The organism is Arthrobacter sp. ZBG10 (assembly GCF_001238605.1).
Taxonomy (GTDB): Bacteria; Actinomycetota; Actinomycetes; order Actinomycetales; family Micrococcaceae; genus Arthrobacter.
In genome coordinates this window covers 1-17,696 of sequence record NZ_LFQH01000049.1, presented here as the reverse complement: position 1 = coordinate 17,696, position 17,696 = coordinate 1, and the positions used below count along the sequence as shown (strand labels likewise).

Annotated in this window: 17 protein-coding genes; 3 read left to right on the top strand and 14 right to left on the bottom strand. The window is 67.6% G+C overall.

Going from position 1 to position 17,696, the window contains the following annotated elements; all coding sequences use genetic code 11:
• Window positions 1-22 precede the first annotated feature (22 nt).
• From scpB to ACU18_RS12685, 4 genes are all read right to left on the bottom strand, one after another.
• Window positions 23-679, bottom strand: a complete 657-nt coding sequence (gene scpB, locus ACU18_RS12700; protein WP_050686065.1) for an SMC-Scp complex subunit ScpB — start codon at window positions 677-679, stop codon at window positions 23-25.
• Window positions 676-1,494, bottom strand: coding sequence for a segregation and condensation protein A (locus ACU18_RS12695; RefSeq protein ID WP_050686063.1), 819 nt, complete (start codon window positions 1,492-1,494; stop codon window positions 676-678). The genes scpB and ACU18_RS12695 overlap by 4 nt, the downstream gene beginning before the upstream one ends.
• Window positions 1,495-1,501: 7 nt before the next feature.
• Complete coding sequence (locus ACU18_RS12690; protein WP_050686062.1) at window positions 1,502-2,401, bottom strand: ParA family protein; 900 nt, start codon at window positions 2,399-2,401, stop codon at window positions 1,502-1,504.
• Between the two features lie 232 nt (window positions 2,402-2,633).
• Window positions 2,634-3,989, bottom strand: a complete 1,356-nt coding sequence (locus ACU18_RS12685; protein ID WP_050686061.1) for a cation:dicarboxylate symporter family transporter — start codon at window positions 3,987-3,989, stop codon at window positions 2,634-2,636.
• A 140-nt stretch (window positions 3,990-4,129) separates the two neighbouring features.
• Between ACU18_RS12685 and ACU18_RS12680 the strand changes: the two genes are divergently transcribed.
• Together ACU18_RS12680 and ACU18_RS12675 are read left to right on the top strand one after the other, a co-directional pair.
• Window positions 4,130-5,773: a sensor histidine kinase gene (locus tag ACU18_RS12680; RefSeq protein ID WP_050686060.1), complete on the top strand. Its 1,644-nt coding sequence runs from the start codon at window positions 4,130-4,132 to the stop codon at window positions 5,771-5,773.
• 2 nt (window positions 5,774-5,775) lie between these two features.
• A complete protein-coding gene (locus ACU18_RS12675; RefSeq protein WP_050686059.1) occupies window positions 5,776-6,489 on the top strand; it encodes a response regulator in 714 nt (237 codons plus the stop codon).
• Between the two features lie 40 nt (window positions 6,490-6,529).
• Here the strand turns inward: ACU18_RS12675 and ACU18_RS12670 are convergent, their stop codons facing one another.
• The gene (locus ACU18_RS12670) at window positions 6,530-7,033 is read right to left on the bottom strand and encodes an NUDIX domain-containing protein (protein ID WP_050686057.1); all 504 of its coding nucleotides are present in this window, start codon (window positions 7,031-7,033) and stop codon (window positions 6,530-6,532) included.
• A 68-nt stretch (window positions 7,034-7,101) separates the two neighbouring features.
• On the opposite strand from ACU18_RS12670, the gene ACU18_RS12665 reads away from it, so the two are divergent.
• A complete protein-coding gene (locus ACU18_RS12665; protein WP_231686072.1) occupies window positions 7,102-7,791 on the top strand; it encodes a hypothetical protein in 690 nt (229 codons plus the stop codon).
• A gap of 15 nt (window positions 7,792-7,806) precedes the next feature.
• Here ACU18_RS12665 and xerD read toward each other — a convergent pair whose 3' ends face one another.
• From xerD to ACU18_RS19935, 9 genes are all read right to left on the bottom strand, one after another.
• Window positions 7,807-8,820, bottom strand: a complete 1,014-nt coding sequence (gene xerD, locus ACU18_RS12660; RefSeq protein WP_197273575.1) for a site-specific tyrosine recombinase XerD — start codon at window positions 8,818-8,820, stop codon at window positions 7,807-7,809.
• Window positions 8,820-9,482: an NUDIX domain-containing protein gene (locus tag ACU18_RS12655; RefSeq protein ID WP_050686055.1), complete on the bottom strand. Its 663-nt coding sequence runs from the start codon at window positions 9,480-9,482 to the stop codon at window positions 8,820-8,822. The genes xerD and ACU18_RS12655 overlap by 1 nt, the downstream gene beginning before the upstream one ends.
• 25 nt (window positions 9,483-9,507) lie before the next feature.
• The gene (locus ACU18_RS12650) at window positions 9,508-11,268 is read right to left on the bottom strand and encodes a CTP synthase (RefSeq protein WP_050686053.1); all 1,761 of its coding nucleotides are present in this window, start codon (window positions 11,266-11,268) and stop codon (window positions 9,508-9,510) included.
• A 113-nt stretch (window positions 11,269-11,381) separates the two neighbouring features.
• On the bottom strand, window positions 11,382-13,121 hold the full coding sequence (gene recN / locus ACU18_RS12645; RefSeq protein ID WP_050686051.1) for a DNA repair protein RecN: 1,740 nt from the start codon (window positions 13,119-13,121) through the stop codon (window positions 11,382-11,384).
• 4 nt (window positions 13,122-13,125) lie between these two features.
• Entirely contained in the window at window positions 13,126-14,148 is a 1,023-nt protein-coding gene (locus ACU18_RS12640; RefSeq protein WP_050686050.1) for an NAD kinase, read from the bottom strand.
• A 13-nt stretch (window positions 14,149-14,161) separates the two neighbouring features.
• Window positions 14,162-14,977 carry a TlyA family RNA methyltransferase gene (locus ACU18_RS12635; RefSeq protein ID WP_050686049.1) on the bottom strand — a complete coding sequence of 272 codons (816 nt, stop codon included), beginning with the start codon at window positions 14,975-14,977 and terminating at the stop codon, window positions 14,162-14,164.
• Entirely contained in the window at window positions 14,977-15,216 is a 240-nt protein-coding gene (locus ACU18_RS12630) for a hypothetical protein (protein ID WP_050686047.1), read from the bottom strand. Before ACU18_RS12630 ends, ACU18_RS12635 begins: the two co-directional genes overlap by 1 nt.
• Window positions 15,217-15,225: 9 nt before the next feature.
• Complete coding sequence (locus tag ACU18_RS12625) at window positions 15,226-16,215, bottom strand: HAD-IIA family hydrolase (RefSeq protein ID WP_050686045.1); 990 nt, start codon at window positions 16,213-16,215, stop codon at window positions 15,226-15,228.
• A gap of 5 nt (window positions 16,216-16,220) precedes the next feature.
• Window positions 16,221-17,696: hypothetical protein (locus ACU18_RS19935; protein ID WP_050686043.1), on the bottom strand; the 1,476-nt coding region annotated here is incomplete at its 5' end.

The following is a 17,696-nucleotide window of genomic DNA, read 5'->3' as shown; positions in this document are numbered from 1 at the left end:
CGCAGGCGGGGACGTGCCCCGCCTACATTCGTTCGGCGTCGTAGAACTCCGCGATGCCGTCCAGCCCCGGTAGGTGGGGAGACAGCTGCGGAAGCTCGGCGACGGAACCGATGCCCATCCGCTCCAGGAAATACGAGGTTGTCCGGTAGAGGATGGCGCCGGACTCGGGATCTGTTCCCGAGTCCTCAATCAGCCCGCGCTGGGCGAGTGTCCGTACGACAGAGTCAACGTTGACCCCGCGAATTGCAGACACCCTGGCCCGAGAAACGGGCTGGCGGTACGCGATGACCGCAAGGGTTTCCAATGCCGCCTGCGTGAGCCTGGCCGTCTGTCCATCCAGCACGTACTTGCCCACGATGCCGGCGAAGTCCGTGCGGGAGTAGATCCGCCAGCCACCGGCGATGTTCCGCAATTCAAAACCCCGGGGGCTGGAGCCGAAACCAGCGTTGCTGGCCTTTTCCATATCCGGGGCTTTAACAGTATAGCCGTTATACTCGCGCTGCAGTTCTTCGAGCAGGCCGCGGACGGCGGGGACGTCCAGCTCGAGCCCTGCGGCGAGCTCCTCCTCCGTGGCGGGCTGGTCCAGGACCATCAGGACGGCCTCGAGGGCGGACTTCGCACCGCCGGGAAGTTCGTGGACCTGCGCACCGGCTCCGGCGTTCGGTACTTCGTGGTTCACAGTTGTTCCTCGTATTCTTCGCTCAGATTCTCAGCGGACCAGTCGCCGTGGCCCGCGGTCCAGTGCACGGCGAGTTCGGCCAGCGCCACCGGTTGGTCGAAGGACACCGCTTTGTCCCGGAACAGTTCCAGCAGGGCCAGGAAGCGGGCCACCACCACCAGGGACGAATCCGCATCGGCGATCAACTCCCGGAAGGTCAGGGGTGATTGCTGCCGCAGGCGCAGGCCCAGGCGCTCGGCCTCCTCCTTCACGCTGACGTTGCTGCCGTGTCCGTGCAGGTGGGCCAGGCCCACCTCCGGGGGCGGGGCCGTTTTGGGGTTAAGGGCGCCTGCGGCAAGGGCGGCGAACTGTTCGGGACTGTGTTTCCACACCAGTTCGGGCAGCATGGCCGCGAAGTGCCCCTCCAGCGCCACCTGCCGGGGGAACCGCTGGCCCTCCTCATGCAGGGTGTCCCCCAGCAGCGACGCGACCTGCTTGAACGCCTTGTATTGCAGCAGCCGGGCGAACAGCAGGTCGCGGGCCTCGAGGAGCGCGACGTCTTCCTCGTTTTCCACCTCGCCCGCAGGCAGGAGCCGGGCCGCCTTGAGGTCCAGCAGCGTCGCGGCGATCACCAGGAACTCGCTGGCCTCGTCCAGGGCCCACTCGCCGCCCTGCTGCTGCAGGTTGCGGATGTACTTGATGAATTCGTCGGTCACCGTGGCGATGGCAACCTCGGTGATGTCCAGTTGGTGTTTGGCGATCAGGGCCAGGAGCAGGTCGAAGGGGCCCGTGAAGTTGGCAAGCCGTACTTCGAAGCCGGGTTTGGTTTCGGCCACGGCGTGGCTAGGGTGCGCCGCCGCGGGAAATCAGCTCTTTCGCGAGCCGGCGGTAGGCGTCAGCCCCCACGTGGTTGCCGGCGTAGCTGGTGATGGGCTCAGCTGCCACCGTGGCGTCCGCGAACTTGATGGAGCGCTTGATGACGGTTTCGAAGACCTTCTCGCCGAACGCTTCCACCAGCCGGGTGATGACTTCGCGGCTGTGCAGGGTGCGGGCGTCGTACATGGTGGCCAGCACGCCGTCCACCTGCAGGCGCGGGTTGAGCCGGTCCTGGACTTTGTCGATGGTTTCCACCAGCAGCGCCACGGCGCGAAGGGCGAAGAACTCACAAATCAGCGGGATGATGACGCCGTGCGCGGCGGTGAGGGCGTTGACGGTCAGCAGGCCCAGGGACGGCTGGCAGTCGATCAGGACAACGTCGTAGTCGTCCTGGACCTTCTTCAGGGCACGGTCAAGGACCTGCTCGCGGGCAACTTCGTTGACCAACTGGACTTCCGCGGCGGACAGGTCGATGTTGGCCGGCAGCAGGTCGACGTTTTCCACACCGGTCTGGTGGATGGCATCGCGGATGTCCACTTTGCGGTCCATCAGGACGTTGTAGACGGTGAGGTCCAGTTCGTGCGGGTTGATCCCGAATCCTGCCGACAGGGCGCCCTGCGGGTCGAAGTCCACCAGGAGGACGCGGCGGCCGTATTCGGCCAGGGCCGCAGCCAAGTTGATGGTGGAGGTGGTTTTACCCACTCCGCCTTTCTGGTTGACCATGGCGATGACCCGCGCCGGACCGTGGGAGGACAGTGGCGCGGGCTCGGGGAACTCACGGTACGGACGCCCGGTGGGGCCCATGACCGTGTTGTCCAGGTCGAATTCCGTGCCCTCCAGAGTTGCCGAACCCTGTTCGCTGCTCACGTATCTATCCACACTTTCACTGACGGTGATGTCCTGCCGCCGGACGGGCCGGCGGCGTTCCTTCTTCTTCCCAAGGTTACAGCCGCGGGCAGGGCTTTCCGGGCAACTTGACTTTTCCCGGATGTTGAGCCTTGACCTTCTGGTTGAGGTCGAAGGTTGGGGTTTTCCCGGTAAACACCACCGCCCCCGCAGCTCAGGCTGCGGAGGCGGTGGGTGCTTGGGGGGTTGCTGGTCAGGCGTTGACCGGGACCTGCTTCGTTTCGGTGCCCGGGTCGGCGGCAGGGACCGTTTCGCCGTGCCCGGCGATCATGGTCTGCTCGTCGAAGGGCACTTCGCCGGAGAGGACGCGGCCCACCTGGTCGCCGTCGATTTCCTTGACCCAGGTGCCCACCAGGATGGTGGCCACCGCGTTGCCGGTGAAGTTGGTCAGGGCGCGGGCCTCGGACATAAAGCGGTCGATGCCAACAATCATGCCGACACCGCCCAGCAGTTCGGGCTTGTGGGCCTGCAGCCCGGCGGCGAGGGTGGCCAGGCCGGCGCCGGTGACGCCGGCTGCACCCTTGGAGGCGATGATCATAAAGACCAGGAGGGAGATCTGGGCGCCCAGGTCAAGGGGCGTGCCCATGGCGTTGGCCACGAAAAGGGAGGCCATGGTCAGGTAGATCGCGGTGCCGTCGAGGTTGAAGGAGTAGCCGGTGGGGACCGTGACGCCGACAACAGGCTTGGAGACACCCAGGTGTTCCATCTTGGCGATCAGGCGGGGCAGCGCTGCTTCGGAGGACGAGGTGGAGAAGATCAGGAGGTACTCGCGGCCCAGGTACTTCATCAGCTTGAAGATGTTCACGCCGGTGACCACCTTGAGGAGCCCGCCGAGGATGATGACGATGAACAGGGCGCAGGTGATGTAGAAGGCGAGCATCAGGGTGAACATGCTCACGATGGCCTGGAAGCCGGTGGCACCGACGACGGCGGCGATGGCACCGAAGGCGCCGATCGGGGCGAGCCACATGATCATGATGAGGATCCGGAAGACCAGGGTCTGGGCGTGGCCGATGGCCTTGAGGATCGGGGCGCCCTGCGGGCCCATCTTCTGGAGTGCGAAGCCCACCAGGATGGCGGCCAGCAGGGTGGGCAGCACCGGAATGTCGCCGGGGATGATGCCGAGCAGGAACGCGACGGTGGGGTCGGTGGCGGCCGGCTTGGTGGGGTCGTAGGGGGTGAGCTTCAGGCCCTCACCGGGGTGGATCAGGTTGCCCACCACCAGGCCGATGGCCAGGGCGAACGTGGACATCAGGACGAAGTAGCCAAGGGCCAGGCCGCCCACCTTGCCCACCGTGGCTGCTTTGGCGATGGAACCGATGCCAAGGACGATGGTGCAGAAGATGACCGGGCCGATCATCATCTTGATGAGCTTGATGAAGCCGTCGCCGAGGGGCTTGAGTGACTTGCCCACCTCGGGGAACATCAGGCCCACCACGGCGCCGAGGATTACGGCGGCGATGACGGCGATGTAAAGGTAGTGCGACTTGTCGATGCCCTTGCGCTTGGCCTTGGGGGTGCCGAGCGACTCTCCTCGTTGAGAGGCCATGATGTGTCTCCTTATGGATAATCTTGAAGACGCTGCGGCACAGATTCTGGGCTCAAGGCGTCCTTGCGGTGTGATATCCATCATTGGGCACACCGTGACGCAGCTCACCGTTGCGTTCATATTGGTCGTGGGAGGTACTGATGATCCACAGCTGGAGTATCGCCCGCAGGCTGTTTGTGGCGAACCTGCTGATTGTGGTGGCGTTCATCGCTGTGGTGGGGACGGCCACCTACCTGGACGCGAGGGACCGCACGTATGACGAGGCAGGCCTGCGCATGGCCGGCATCGCCTCCGCCATCGCCGCCAGTCCCCTGGTGCTGGAGGCAGCGGCGACGCCGGACCCCTCAGCCCTGCTGCAGCCTTACGCCCGGGAGGTGATGGCAGGGGCCGACGTCGATTTCATCACCATCATGGCCCCGGACCGGACCCGGTGGACCCACCCCCGGGACGAGGAGCTGGGCCGGCCGTACATCGGTTCCATTGACGCCGCCCTGCAGGGGCAGGAGTTCACCGAGGTCACCGCGGGAACCCTGGGCCCGTCCGTGCGGACCATCGTGCCGGTGAAGGACGCCGGCGGAACCGTCCGCGCCCTGGTGGCCGCGGGCGTCACGGTCCGCACCGTGGACGTGGCGTTTGCCGCCCGGCTGCCTGCCCTGCTCGCCATCGGCCTGGCCCTGCTGCTGGGCGGTTCCCTGGCATCGTGGCTGCTGGGCCGCTACCTCCGCCGGGTCACCCGCGGCTGGGGGCCGGAGCAGCTCTCGCAGCTCTTCGCCTACTACGAATCCGTGCTGCACTCGGTCCGGGAAGGACTCATCCTCATCGACACCCGCGGCAGCGTGGTGATGTACAACGACCAGGCCGCCGAGCTCCTGGGCCTTGCGGCCAGCAGCCTGGACCCCACCAGGCCACCGCAGCTGGCGGACCTGCCGCTGGACGATGGCCTACGGCGGCTGTTCGAGTCGGGACGGACCGTCAAGGACGAGATCATCCTGGCCGGTTCGCGCATCCTGGTGGTGAACCAGGCGCCGGCGAAGGGGCCGGCAGGGGCTGGCTCCCGGGGCAGGGCTGATGTTTACGGCACCGTGGCCACGCTGCGGGACAGGACCGAGATCGAGGCGCTGGGCAACGAGCTGGAAACCATGCGCACCCTCTCCGGGGCGCTGCGGGCCCAGACGCACGAACATGCCAACCGGCTGCACACCATGGTCTCGCTCCTGGAGCTGGGCCGGACCCAGGAGGCGCTGGACTTCGCCACCCAGGACCTGGCCCTGAGCCAGCGGCTGACCGATGACATGGTCAGTTCGGTGGACGAGCCGGTCCTGGGGGCCCTGGTGATGGGCAAAGTGGCCGAAGCCCACGAGCGTGGCGTCCAGTTGGACGTGGCAGCCCTTGGCTCCGGCACAGTGGCCGGCGTCGCAGTCCAGGACCTGGTGACCATCATGGGCAACCTGCTGGACAACGCGATCGATGCAGCCGCAGACGGCCCCCCGCCGCGCCGGGTGCAGCTGACGGTGGAGTCGGATGAGGAAGGCCTGGACGTGACGGTCCACGATTCCGGCGCCGGCATCAGCGCGGCCGCCGCGGAGAACATCTTCCGGCACGGCTACAGCACCAAGCAGTCAGGGCAGGGCAGCCGGGGCATCGGCCTGGCGCTGGTGCGGCAGGCAGTGCAGCGGCTGGGCGGTACGCTGGCCATCAACGGCCGGCGCGGTGCCAAGTTCGAGGTTTTCCTGCCGGCAACCCTGCCCGCCGAACCGGCCGAACCCGCCGAAAAGGAGCACTGACCGTGAGAGAGATCCGCGTCCTCGTTGTTGAGGACGAGGCCATCTCCGCCGCTGCGCATGCGGCCTACGTGGGCAGGCTGGAAGGGTTTGTGCTCGCCGGCACCGCACCGGACGGCCAGTCGGCGCTGCGCCTCCTCACCGAGTTTTCAGCGGCGGGCGATCCGGTGGAGCTGGTGCTCCTGGACATGAACCTGCCGGACCTGCACGGCCTGGACATCGCCCGGCGGATGAGGTCCGCCGGGATCCTGGCGGACATCATCGCGATCACCGCCGTCCGGGAGCTGGCGATCGTGCGCAGCGCCGTGGCCATCGGCGTGGTCCAGTACCTGATCAAGCCGTTCACTTTTGCCACGTTCGCGGACAAACTCGAGAGCTACCGGCAGTTCCGCCGGCAGCTGGCCGGGGCGGGCGCCGGCGCAGGCCGGGCCGGGGCGTCCCAAAGCGAGGTTGACCAGGCATTCGCCAGCCTCCGGGCCCCGTCGGAACTGCCGCTGCCCAAGGGCCTGTCCAGCTCCACCCTGGGCTCAGTCCAGGAGTTCCTGCAGGAGCAGCAGTACGCGGTCTCGGCGACGGAAGTTATGGACGCCCTGGGCATGTCCCGGGTGACGGCCCGGCGCTACCTCGAGTACCTGGCCGACGCCGGAACGGTCTCCCGGACGGCGCGTTACGGTACGCCGGGACGGCCGGAGAACGAATACCGGTGGGGCGGCCACTGAGGCACCCGGCGGGTGCCGCCGTCGTGCACGTGTTCCAGGGTCACGGCCTGGCCGGGCCTGCGGGCCAGTCCGCGTAGCTGACGGCAGCGACGCTGTCGTTGTCGGCGGCCAGTTCCACCCTGACGTCGGTGCGCCGCCCGGAGATCATGGCCGGGAGCCAGTGTTCGGCATCCGCCCACATTTGCCGGACGGGCAGTTCCACCACTGGATACCACTGTGGCGTGATCTCATCACTTTCGGACGGCTCGCCTTCCCAGCGGTGGGCCAGGAACACGGTGGTGAACATGTCCCATTCCGGCCGGTAAGGGAAAACAAAGTCGACGGTTCCGGCCGGCACCAGGTCCGCGGCGGCAACCACAACGTCCACCTCTTCGCGTACCTCGCGGCAGATTGCGGCCCGCACGGTCTCCCCCGGTTCGACATGGCCGCCTACGCCCACCACCTTGCCGCGGCCGAAGCCGGTGCGCTTGAGCCCCAGGAGGACCTCCTGGCCGCCGGCTGCGTCGCGGAGGAGGAAACAGAGGGTCACCTGTGCTGCAGTCATGCGCCAAGCCTAGTTGCGCCGCCCGGACACACGGCGCCGGCGGCACCGGCATGTGGGAAGCTCTACCTGTGACTCCAGAATCAGCCCACGCGCTCCGGCCTGCCCGCAGCTCAACGATCGACGCGCGGTTGCCCGCCTGGCTGGTCCGCAACCCGCTGCACTGGGGCTGGGCCTGGGCCGGGTTCTGGACTGCGCTGATCGCCGTCGACGAATTTGTGGACCTGGCCGGCTGGACCTGGTACCTGCTGGTGGGCATGGCTGCCCTGCCCACGCTGGTGTGCACGCTGACGGTCCTGCATGTCACGCCGCGGACCGAAGTGAAACCGGTCCGGGAGTCGGTGCTGGGGCTCTTTTTTGTGAGGTTCCTGGCACTGGTGGCGGCGTTTATGGTCTGGGCGGTCTCGGTGGTGCTCAGCGCTTCGATCTCCACCACTATCCAGGCGCTGGCGGGAGATTCAGAACGGGAGGTGACGGCGCTGGGGCTGAACCTGATGGCCGCCATGGTCCCTTTGGTGGTCTCGCTCCTGTGGCTGGCCTTTGTGGCGCGCTGCGCCTGGTTCCTGCGCCGGCTTCGCGGCTGGCGGCAGTTCCCCGTCCTGTCGAGGGTGCCAAAGTCGTTCCTGCGGGGCCGGCCGCGGCTGCGCCGCGTGGTGATCGGGCTGGCGCATCCGGGCCTGATGCTGGTGGCTGCCATGGGATCCTCCGTGCTCGCGTTCCTGCTGGGCGCCGTGGAGTTGACCATCGAAGCGGTGCTTTAGGCCGGCGCCGGGGACCTAGCCCAGGGCCCGGGGGTGCGCTGCAGCGTAGATTTCCCGCAGGGTGTCCGCCGTGACCAGGGTGTACACCTGGGTGGTGGTCACCGAGGCGTGCCCCAGCAGTTCCTGGACTACACGGACATCTGCGCCGCCCTCGAGCAGGTGGGTGGCGAACGAGTGCCGGAGCGTGTGCGGCGAGACGTCACGGGTGATGTTGGCTTTTTCGGCGGCGGCCTTCAGGATGGTCCAGGCGCTCTGCCGGCTGATCCGGCCGCCCCGGGCGTTCAGGAAAAGCGCGGGTGTGCCTTTGCCCTTGGCGGCCAGCAGCGGGCGGCCACGCACCAGGTACGCGTCAACGGCACGGGCGCCATAGGATCCCAGCGGCACGAGCCGTTCCTTGGATCCTTTGCCGAACAGCCGAACCACCGCCGGGCCTTCGTCCGGGCCAGCCAGGGAAATGTCATCAACGTCCAGGCCCACGGCCTCGCTGATCCGGGCACCGGTGGAGTACAGGAATTCCAGCAGCGCCCGGTCCCGGAGCCCCGCCGCCGTGTCGGTTCCGGCAGCCTCGAGGATCCGGGTCACCTCGTCAACACTGATGGCTTTGGGCAGGCGCTTGCCCGGCATGGGCGGGTGGACTTCGCTGGCGGGGTCGGCGGTGGTGTAGCCCTCCAGGGCCCAGAACTTGTGCAGCCCGCGGACGGCCACGACTGTCCGGGCGGCGGAGCGCACCCCCAGCACTGAGCCGCCGTCGGATCCTTCCGAGAGGGCACGGACGAATCCTGTGACATCGTGCCGGGTGATGTCCGCCGGCTGGTTGCGGCCAGCGGCCATCAGGTACCGGGCATACCGGGACAGGTCGCGGCGGTATGCGGCGAGGGTATTGGCGGCCAGGCCGCGTTCGACGCCCATGTGCTGGAGGTAGTCAGTGATCCCCCGGTCAACGGCCGACGGCGGCGGCGCAGGGGGTGCCGGTGCCTGCGGTGCCGGTGCTTCCGCCGGGATCGCCTCTGCCGAGGGGCCGGGGACCATCAGCGCTGGCTGGGGTGCGCCGGCCAGGGAGCGTCCGCCGGCCGCAGGTCAGCGTATCCGTTGGCCCGGGCAGCGGCGGCGGCCAGGATGCCGACGACGGCGGACGGGTTGTGCAGCCGGCCGGCCAGGACGGACGCCACGGCCTCATCAAGGCTGATCCAGTGGAATTCGATTTCCGCTTCCTCGTCCGTGCGCTCATGCCGTTCGTGGTGCGGGATCTCCGTCAGGTCCCGGGCAAGGTAGATCCTGATGGCTTCGCTGGAGGAGCCCGGGGAGTTGAAGAAGTCGGTCAGGACGTTCCAGGTACCGGCGGCAATGTCGGCCTCTTCGGCCAGTTCCCGGGCAGCGCCCACCACGAAGTCCTCGCCCTCAATGTCGAGGAGGCCGGCCGGGATTTCCCAAAGGTCCATGCCCACGGGGTGCCGGTATTGCCGGAGCAGGAGGATCTGGCCGTCCGCGTTCATGGGCAGGACGGCCACGGCGCCGGGGTGGTCGATGTAGTCGCGGGTCAGGGGCGCTCCGGCGTCCTGGAGCGTGAACGTGTCACTGACCACGTCCCAGATCCGGCCTTTGTAGACCTGCTCCGTGGACAAAAGACGGCGCGGGCTCGGTGCATCCGAAACCTGCCTGCTGGCAGGGGTGGTTTCAGGTGTACCGGGCATCGCGCCGTCTCTTTTCCGTTGTGGACTACTTAGCGGCTACCGTACCGGACTGCTTGGCCTTCGAGGCGCCGGCGGTTACCGTGTCGGTGCCGTTCTGGTGGGCCAGGGCGGCCTTGACCAAGCCGGCGAACAGCGGGTGTGGCCGGGTGGGGCGCGAGCTCAGCTCGGGGTGCGCCTGCGTGGCCACGTAGTAGGGGTGGACATCCGCGGGCAGCTCCACGTACTCCACCAGCTTGCCGTCCGGGGACGTGCCGGAGAAGACCAGTCCTTCGGCGGCGATTTGGTCGCGGTACTTGTTGTTGACCTCGTAGCGGTGGCGGTGCCGTTCGCTGACGGTGGTCTTGCCGTAGGTTTCGGCGATGACCGAACCGGCGTCGAGCTTGGCTTCGTAGAGGCCCAGGCGCATGGTGCCGCCGAGGTCGCCGCCGCCTTCAACGAATTCCAGCTGCTCTGCCATGGTGGCAATGACCGGGTACTTGGAGTCCGGCTCGAACTCGGACGAGGACGCGCCTTCCAGGCCCACCACGTTCCGGGCATACTCGATGACCATGCACTGCAGGCCCAGGCACAGGCCCAGGACGGGCAGCCGGGTTTCGCGGGCGAACTTCAGGGCGCCCAGCTTGCCTTCCAGCCCGCGGATGCCGAAGCCGCCGGGAACGCAGATGGCGTCAACACCCTTGAGTGCTGCGACGGCACCTTCGTGCGTTTCGCATTCGTCGGAGGGAACCCAGCGGATCTGGACCTTGGTGTCGTTGGCGAAGCCGCCGGCCCGCAGTGCCTCGGTCACGGACAGGTAGGCGTCCGGGAGGTCGATGTACTTGCCCACCAGGGCAATTTCGACGTGGTGCTTGGGGTTGTGGACTGCTTCGAGGAGCTTGTCCCAGCTGGTCCAGTCGACGTCCTTGAACGGGAGGTCCAGGGCACGCACGATGTAGGAGTCCAGGCCCTGGGTGTGCAGGGTCTTGGGGATGTCGTAGATGCTGGGCGCATCGGCGGCGTTGACCACGGCGTCGATGTCCACATCGCACATGCGGCCGATCTTCTCGCGCATGGCGTCCGGAACTTCGCGGTCCGAGCGGATGACGATCGCTTCGGGCTGGATGCCGATGGAGCGCAGGGCGGCCACGGAGTGCTGTGTTGGCTTGGTCTTCAGTTCCTGGGAGGGGCCGATGTACGGGACCAGGGACACGTGCAGGAAAAAGACGTTGCCGCGGCCGATGTCCTGGCGGACCTGGCGTGCGGATTCGAGGAACGGCTGGGATTCGATGTCCCCCACCGTGCCGCCGATTTCGGTGATGATGACGTCCGGGGCGTTTTTGCCTTCTGCGGGCAGGCGCATCCGGCGCTTGATCTCATCGGTGATGTGCGGGATGACCTGGACGGTGTCGCCGAGGTATTCGCCGCGGCGCTCCTTGGCGATCACCGTGGAGTACACCTGGCCGGTGGTCACGTTCGCGGAGCCTTCGAGGTTCTCGTCGAGGAAACGCTCGTAGTGCCCGATATCAAGGTCCGTCTCGGCGCCGTCGTCGGTCACGAAGACTTCGCCGTGCTGGAAGGGATTCATGGTGCCCGGATCCACATTCAGATAGGGATCGAGCTTCTGCATAGTTACAGACAGGCCGCGGGCCCGCAGGAGGTGACCAAGGCTGGAAGCCGTGAGTCCCTTACCGAGCGAGGACGCCACACCACCGGTTACGAAGATGTGTTTGGTCGTCTTGGATGAACCCGGGAACCGGGAATTTACACGGGAATTTGATCGCTGCACCACGGAATTCGAGCCTATCATCAATTGAGCCTTCCACGGGTCGGGTACCGGCTGTCCCAAACGTTCAAGTGTGCGTCCCACCGTGGCGGATGTTCAAGGGGTGGACCTCTCAAAATATTTCCGGACTGCAGCCATCAGGCCCGCTGCGGCAGGAGTTTTGCGTCATCCAGCAGTTCCTGGGCATGGGCGCGGGCGGACTCGGAATCCTCTTGCCCGGCCAGCATGCGGGCAAGTTCGCGGACCCGTTCGGGGCCGTCGAGGAGTCGCACATCACTGGACGTGAAGCCGGTGGCCGTGCCGCCGTCGGCTCCCCTGACGGAGGTTTTGGTGACCGTGATGTGCTGGTCGGCGAAAGCTGCCACCTGCGGCAGGTGGGTGACCACCAGGACCTGGACGTGCCGGGCCAGCATGGCCAGCCGGCGGCCGATCTCCACAGCCGCCCGGCCGCCGACGCCGGCATCAACCTCATCAAACACAAACGTGGGGACGGGGTCCACTGCGGCGAGCACCACTTCGATGGCGAGCATCACACGGGACAGTTCACCGCCGGACGCACCCTTGCCCAAGGGCCTGGCGGGGGCGCCGGAATGCGGCTGCAGCAGGAAGGCGATCTCGTCCGCGCCATGGGGGCCGTGCACGGCGGCTGGCTCCAGCGTGATCACCAGGGTGGCATCAGCCATGGCCAGGGCCTTGAGCTCCGCGCTGACCCGGGACGATAGGTCCTTGGCCGCCTTGGTGCGGATCTTAGTGATGCCTGTTGCCAGTTTCTTCAGTTCCGCCTCGGCGCGGGCAACATCGGCCTCGAGTGTTTCGATGCGGGTGGAGTCGTCCTGGAGTTCGTCGAAGCGCACCCGTGAGCGGTCGGCCCACCCGAGCACCTCGTCGATGGTGGGCGCGTATTTGCGGACGAGTTTCGCCAGCGCCGCCCGCCGTTCCTCAATTTCGGCGAGCCGCTCCGGGCCTTCAGTGTCCAGACCGGCCTGGTAACTGGCCAGGTCGGTGGCGATGTCGTTGAGCAGGAAACCCACCTCGGCCAGCCGGGCCGCGGCCTGGCCGAGCTCGGCGTCGTGCTCCGCCACATGTTCCAGGGTCCGTTTGGCAGCGTCCACCAGGGTAGTGGCGTCACCGGCGTCGCCGAAATCTTCGGCGATAAGCGCCTGGTGGGCGGTGCTCGCGGCAATCCGGAGTTCCTCCACGTTGGCAAGCTTTACAGCCTCGGCCTTAAGCGACTCGTCCTCCCCCGGCTGCGGATCAACTTCGTCGATCTCGGCCAGGGCCACCTGCAGGGACTCCGCCTCGCGGAGCCGGTCGCGGGCGGCATTGCGCAGGGCGTCCAGTTCCGCCTGGCTGGACTTCCAGTGCGCGAAGAGGTCCTGGTAGGCGGCCAGCGGCCCGGCAAGGGTGTCCCCGGCGAACTTGTCCAGCGCCCCGCGCTGCGCGGTGGCGCCCTTGAGCCTGATCTGGTCCGATTGGCCGTGGACCACCACCAGCGTTTCGCCGATCTCGGCGAGGACACCCACCGGGGCCGCCCGGCCGCCCAGGAACGCACGGCTGCGGCCGTCCGAGCCCAGCCTGCGGGCCAGGATCAGTTCAGCGCCGCCGTCGAACTCCTCAACGTCCGCACCGGCTTCCACGGCGCGGACGACGGCGGGGTGGCCGGCGTCGAGCTTCAGGACGGCTTCGGCGGTGGCACTTTTGGCACCGCTGCGGACTGCGCCGGCGTCGGCGCGGGCGCCCAGCAGGAGCCCGACGGCGGTCACCACCATGGTTTTGCCGGCACCGGTTTCGCCGGTGACAACGCTCAGTCCCGGCCCCAGCGGCAGCGTTGCGTCGGTGATGACGCCCAGATCGCGGATTCTCAGTTCTTCAAGCATGGTGTCACTTTGCAGTCGGTGGATCGGTGGGGGCGGCCTCGTGGTCCGGCGGCACGGGCAGCGGGGGCATGACCCTCGGCGTCCGGACGATCGGGATGGGGCCGGTGTGGACCGACTCGGCCTTGGGCACGGGGCCGCGCCAGCCGTGGATGGGCAGTTCGAACTTGCGGACCAGCCGGGCGGAGAACGGGGTCTGGTGGGTGCGGGCCAGCCGCACGGGGGTGGTGGATTTGGTGACTTCCACGCGTGCTCCGGGAGGCAGGTCCACGGACCGCCGGCCGTCGCACCACAGCACGCCCTGGGCGTCCGTCCGGCTGAGGATTTCCACGGCGAGCCGGGACCGCGGCGAGACCACCAGGGGTTTGGCAAACAGGGCGTGGGCGCTGATGGGGACAATAACCAGGGCCTCCACCTCCGGCCACACCACGGGTCCGCCGGCGGAGAAGGCATAGGCGGTGGATCCCGTGGGGGTGGCCACAACGATGCCGTCGCAACCAAAGGACGTGAGCGGACGTTCGTCCACTTCTGTGACCACTTCGAGCATCCGTTCCCGGTTCGCTTTTTCGATGGCGGCCTCGTTCAGGGCCCAGGTGTGCCAGATCTTCTGGCCCTTGACCCACACCTGCACGTCGATGGTCATCCGCTCTTCCACCGTGTATTCACGGCTGGCAATCCACTGCACGGTCTGGGCGAGGTCCGCCCGCTCACTCTCGGCGAGGAATCCGACGTGCCCCAGGTTGACACCGAGCAGGGGGACATCAACTTCGCGGACCAGTTCAGCAGCGCGGAGGATGGTGCCGTCCCCACCCAGGACCATCACCAGTTCAACGTCCGGGAGTTGCACTTGGTTGTGCAGCACCTCCACAGGCTGGGCCAGGTGGCCGAAGAACCGCTCCATGTCAGCCAGTTCGGAGTCCTGCATCACCGGAACCATCCCGGAGGCGTGCAGGAGGGCACAGGCCTCCCAGGCAGCCTTCAGTGATTCCTCGCGGCCGGTGTGGGCAAGGACAAGGACACGCCTGCTCATCAGGTTCCGCTCTCTAGTGGTTCGGCCAGATACGTCCGAGCAAGGCAGCGATGGCTGCCTCCCGCTCTTCGATCTTAGGCAGGTCTTGGGTCATCCTGCGTTTTATCCACAGGAAGTATTCGACGTTTCCGTCCTGGCCGGGCAACGGACTGGCTGCCAGGCCCCGAAGGTCGGTGCCGGCGTCGAGCGCTGCGTTGGCAACCTTTTCCACCGCCATCCGGCGTTCCCGCTCGGAGGTCACCACCCCGTTGCGGCCCAGGCGGTCCTTGCCGATCTCGAACTGCGGCTTAACCATCAGCACCAGGTCCCCGCCCGGTTCCGTGGCCAGCGCCAGCGGCAGCGCCACCAGGGTCAGGGAGATGAAGGACAGGTCCGCCACTGTCAGGGCCACGGCGCCGCCGATCGCGTCCGCTGCCATGTACCTGACGTTGAGGCCTTCATGGACTTCCACGCGCGGATCGTTCCGGATCCGGGGCACCAGCTGGCCGTGTCCGACGTCGACAGCCACCACGTGCGCGGCGCCGCGCCGCAGCAGGACATCAGTGAAGCCGCCCGTGGAGGCTCCGGCGTCGAGGCACCTTTTGCCCGCCACGGCAATGTCCGGGAAGGCGTCCAGCGCGCCGGCGAGCTTGTGCCCGGCCCGGCTGGCATAGGTGTCCTGGGCGTCGTGTTCGACGGCGAGTTCGCGCTCATCGTCCACCTGGAGGGACGCCTTGGCGAGGACCTGGCCGGCGGAGCTGACTTTACCTTCGGCGATCAGGGCTGCGGCGTGCGTGCGGGACCGTGCCAGGCCCCGGGCAACGAGGGCCTGGTCAAGACGGACCGGCATCAGGCGTTGCCGTCCGCGGATCCGGCGCCGGCCGGCTCTTCATTAAGCGCGGCCAGAAGCCCGTCGTGCAGCCCGGCGTACGCCTCTTCGTGCGTATCAACGGGCTGCCCGGGGAGCTCTGCCAGCCTGGCCAGCACCGCAGCCACCCGCGGATCGGAGATTGCGGGGCCCGCCGCCTCCGGCCAGTCCGGTGACGGCTGGACTGGATCGGAATGCTCGGATGCGTTCAGCTCAGTCATTCCACCAGTCTAGTGATTGAGCCAGGCCAGCTGCGGCGCCTGGGCCGAGGCCGCGTCGGGCGTTGCAGCCCACCAGGCGGCGCACGCAGCGCGCCAGGCGTCCAGGCTGTCGGGGCTGCCGATGACCCCGACTGCGCCGTTGGCCACCCGGGCCGAGGCTGCGCCGCAGGTGTAGGTGCCGTCGTCGTGCGTCACGTCCGGGTAGGGCTGGAACAATTCCGGCAGGCTGCCGATGATGTAGGTGGGGCGCTCCACGGCCCTGGCGGCGAGGATGGTTTCGCGGGTATCCACGCCGGTGAGGACCGCCACGGTGGCGAAACCGGCGTTGTTGCCGCCCAGGATGTCGGTGTCGAGCCGGTCGCCCACCACCAGGGGACGCTCGGCGCCCAGCCGTTTGGCGGCGGAGTGGAAGAGCGGCGCTTCGGGTTTGCCGGCAACCCGCGGTTTCTGGCCGGTGGCCGCCGCGACAGCTGCCACCAGGGTGCCGTTGCCCGGGGCGATGCCTCGGGCCTGCGGGATGGACATGTCAGTGTTGGTGGCCACCCACAGCGCACCGGCGTTGACAACGTAGGTAGCCTCCGCAAGGTCCTTCCAGCCGAGCCCGGGGTCGAAGCCCTGCACCACCGCCACCGGATCCTCGTCCTGCGAGGAGACGGGAACCAGGTTCACGAGTTCCAGTTCGTGGGCCAGCGCGGCGCTGCCGGTCACCAGGACCTTGGCGCCGGCGGGCAGCAGCGACGCCAAGAGGTCCGCTGCCGCCTGGGACGAGCTGACCACCTGCTCATCAGCGGCGGGTGCACCGAGATCGCGCAGGTGGGCTGCCACCTGCGCCGGGGACCGGGATGCGTTGTTGGTCACATAACCCAGTCCCACCCCCACACCCGCAAGCTGTTGCAGCGACTCGATGGCGCCGGGGATGGCGGCCGGGCCGGCGTAGACAACGCCGTCCAGGTCCGCCAGGAGCGCATCAAACCGGGAAATCAGGGTTACGTCAGCCATCCGCGTCAGTCTTCCCGGCGGTCCTGGTCCGCCAGCGAACCGGCGTCTGCAGGCTGGTCGCCGCTGTCGGCGTCGTCCGGGTCCTCGACGCCCTGCTCCTGATCGTCCTGCTCAAGCTCGTCCTGCTCAACGGAGTCCAGATCCGATTCGGCGTCGTCGGAGGCGAAATAGTCGGCCTCTTGGTCCTCAATCGCGGCGTCCTGCGCGTCCTCGTGGGCCGCTTCGGTGGAGCCGGACACCCCAGCTCCGGACAGGGCCTCTGCCGATACGGCGCCAGCCGAAGGTGCCGAGCCTGCCTGCGGGGCTTCCGCGGAGGTACGTTCCAGCAGGCGGCGGCGTTCGGCTTCCTCGCGGGCTTCCTCTTCCTCGTCCCAGCCAAGGTCGATGATGTCGGGTTCTTCGTCAACACCCTGGCCCAGCGCGTTTTCCGCGACCACGGCCTGCTTGTTCCACTTTGCGGCCTCATCTGTCCGGCCCACGGCTGCCAAGGCGTCGGCGTAGGCGCGGAAGAGGCGCGGGCTGTAAGAGAAGGCACGGTTGATATCGAGCTGGACGATTTCCAGCTCGGAAACGGCGGCGTCGAGTTGCTTCAGGTCGGTGCGTGCGCCGGAGGCCACGATGGCCAGCTCCACCTTGCCGGGCGCATCCAGGTCCTGTGCTTCTTCGGAACGGACCACGTCGAGTGCCCGGTCCGGACGGCCCAGGCCACGTTCACAGTCGGCCATAACGGGCAGGTGCACGTTGGAACCGCTGATGCGCCGGTACGTTCGGAACTCGCGGAGGGCTTCGCCGTAATGGCCGGCGGCGTAGGCGGTGAGGCCCACGGCTTCGCGGACTGCTGCCAGGCGGCCGCCGCGGCGGCTCGCTGCCAGGGCATGCTGGAAGGACAGCTCGGGTTCGTCGTCAATCAGCCGGCCGGCCATCACCAGGTGGCGGGCCACCCATTCGGCACTTTTGGGTTCCAGGGTCTTGATTTGGTGCTGGGTGGCGCGGTCGAGTTCCTTGCCGGTTACGTCTTCGTCGATCTGCGGTGAACGTTCGCGGTCGGGACGGTTGGCGCTGCGGAGGTCGCGTGCGTTCGGAACACGAACGGGCCGGTCTTCTTCGCGGTCGCGGCCGAAGTTGCGCGGGCCGGAATCGCCACCGCGGTCAAAGCTGCGGGGGGCGCGTTCCTGGCGGTCGCCGTATGGCCTGCGGTTGTCGCCGCCACCGAAGCTGCGGCGTTCGCCGTCGCCTTCACGTCGGGGGCGGTCACCGAAACCACGGTTGTCGCGGTCGCCCGAGGGACGGTCGCCGTAGGGCTTACGGTCACGGTCGCCACCACCGAAACCACGGTTTTCGCGGTCGACCGAAGGACGGTCGCCGAACGGCTTGCGATCACGGTCGCCACCACCGAAACCACGGCCCGCGCCACCACCAGCAGCAGACCTGTCACCATAAGGCTTACGCTCACGGTCCCCGCCACCGCCAAACCCACGGTC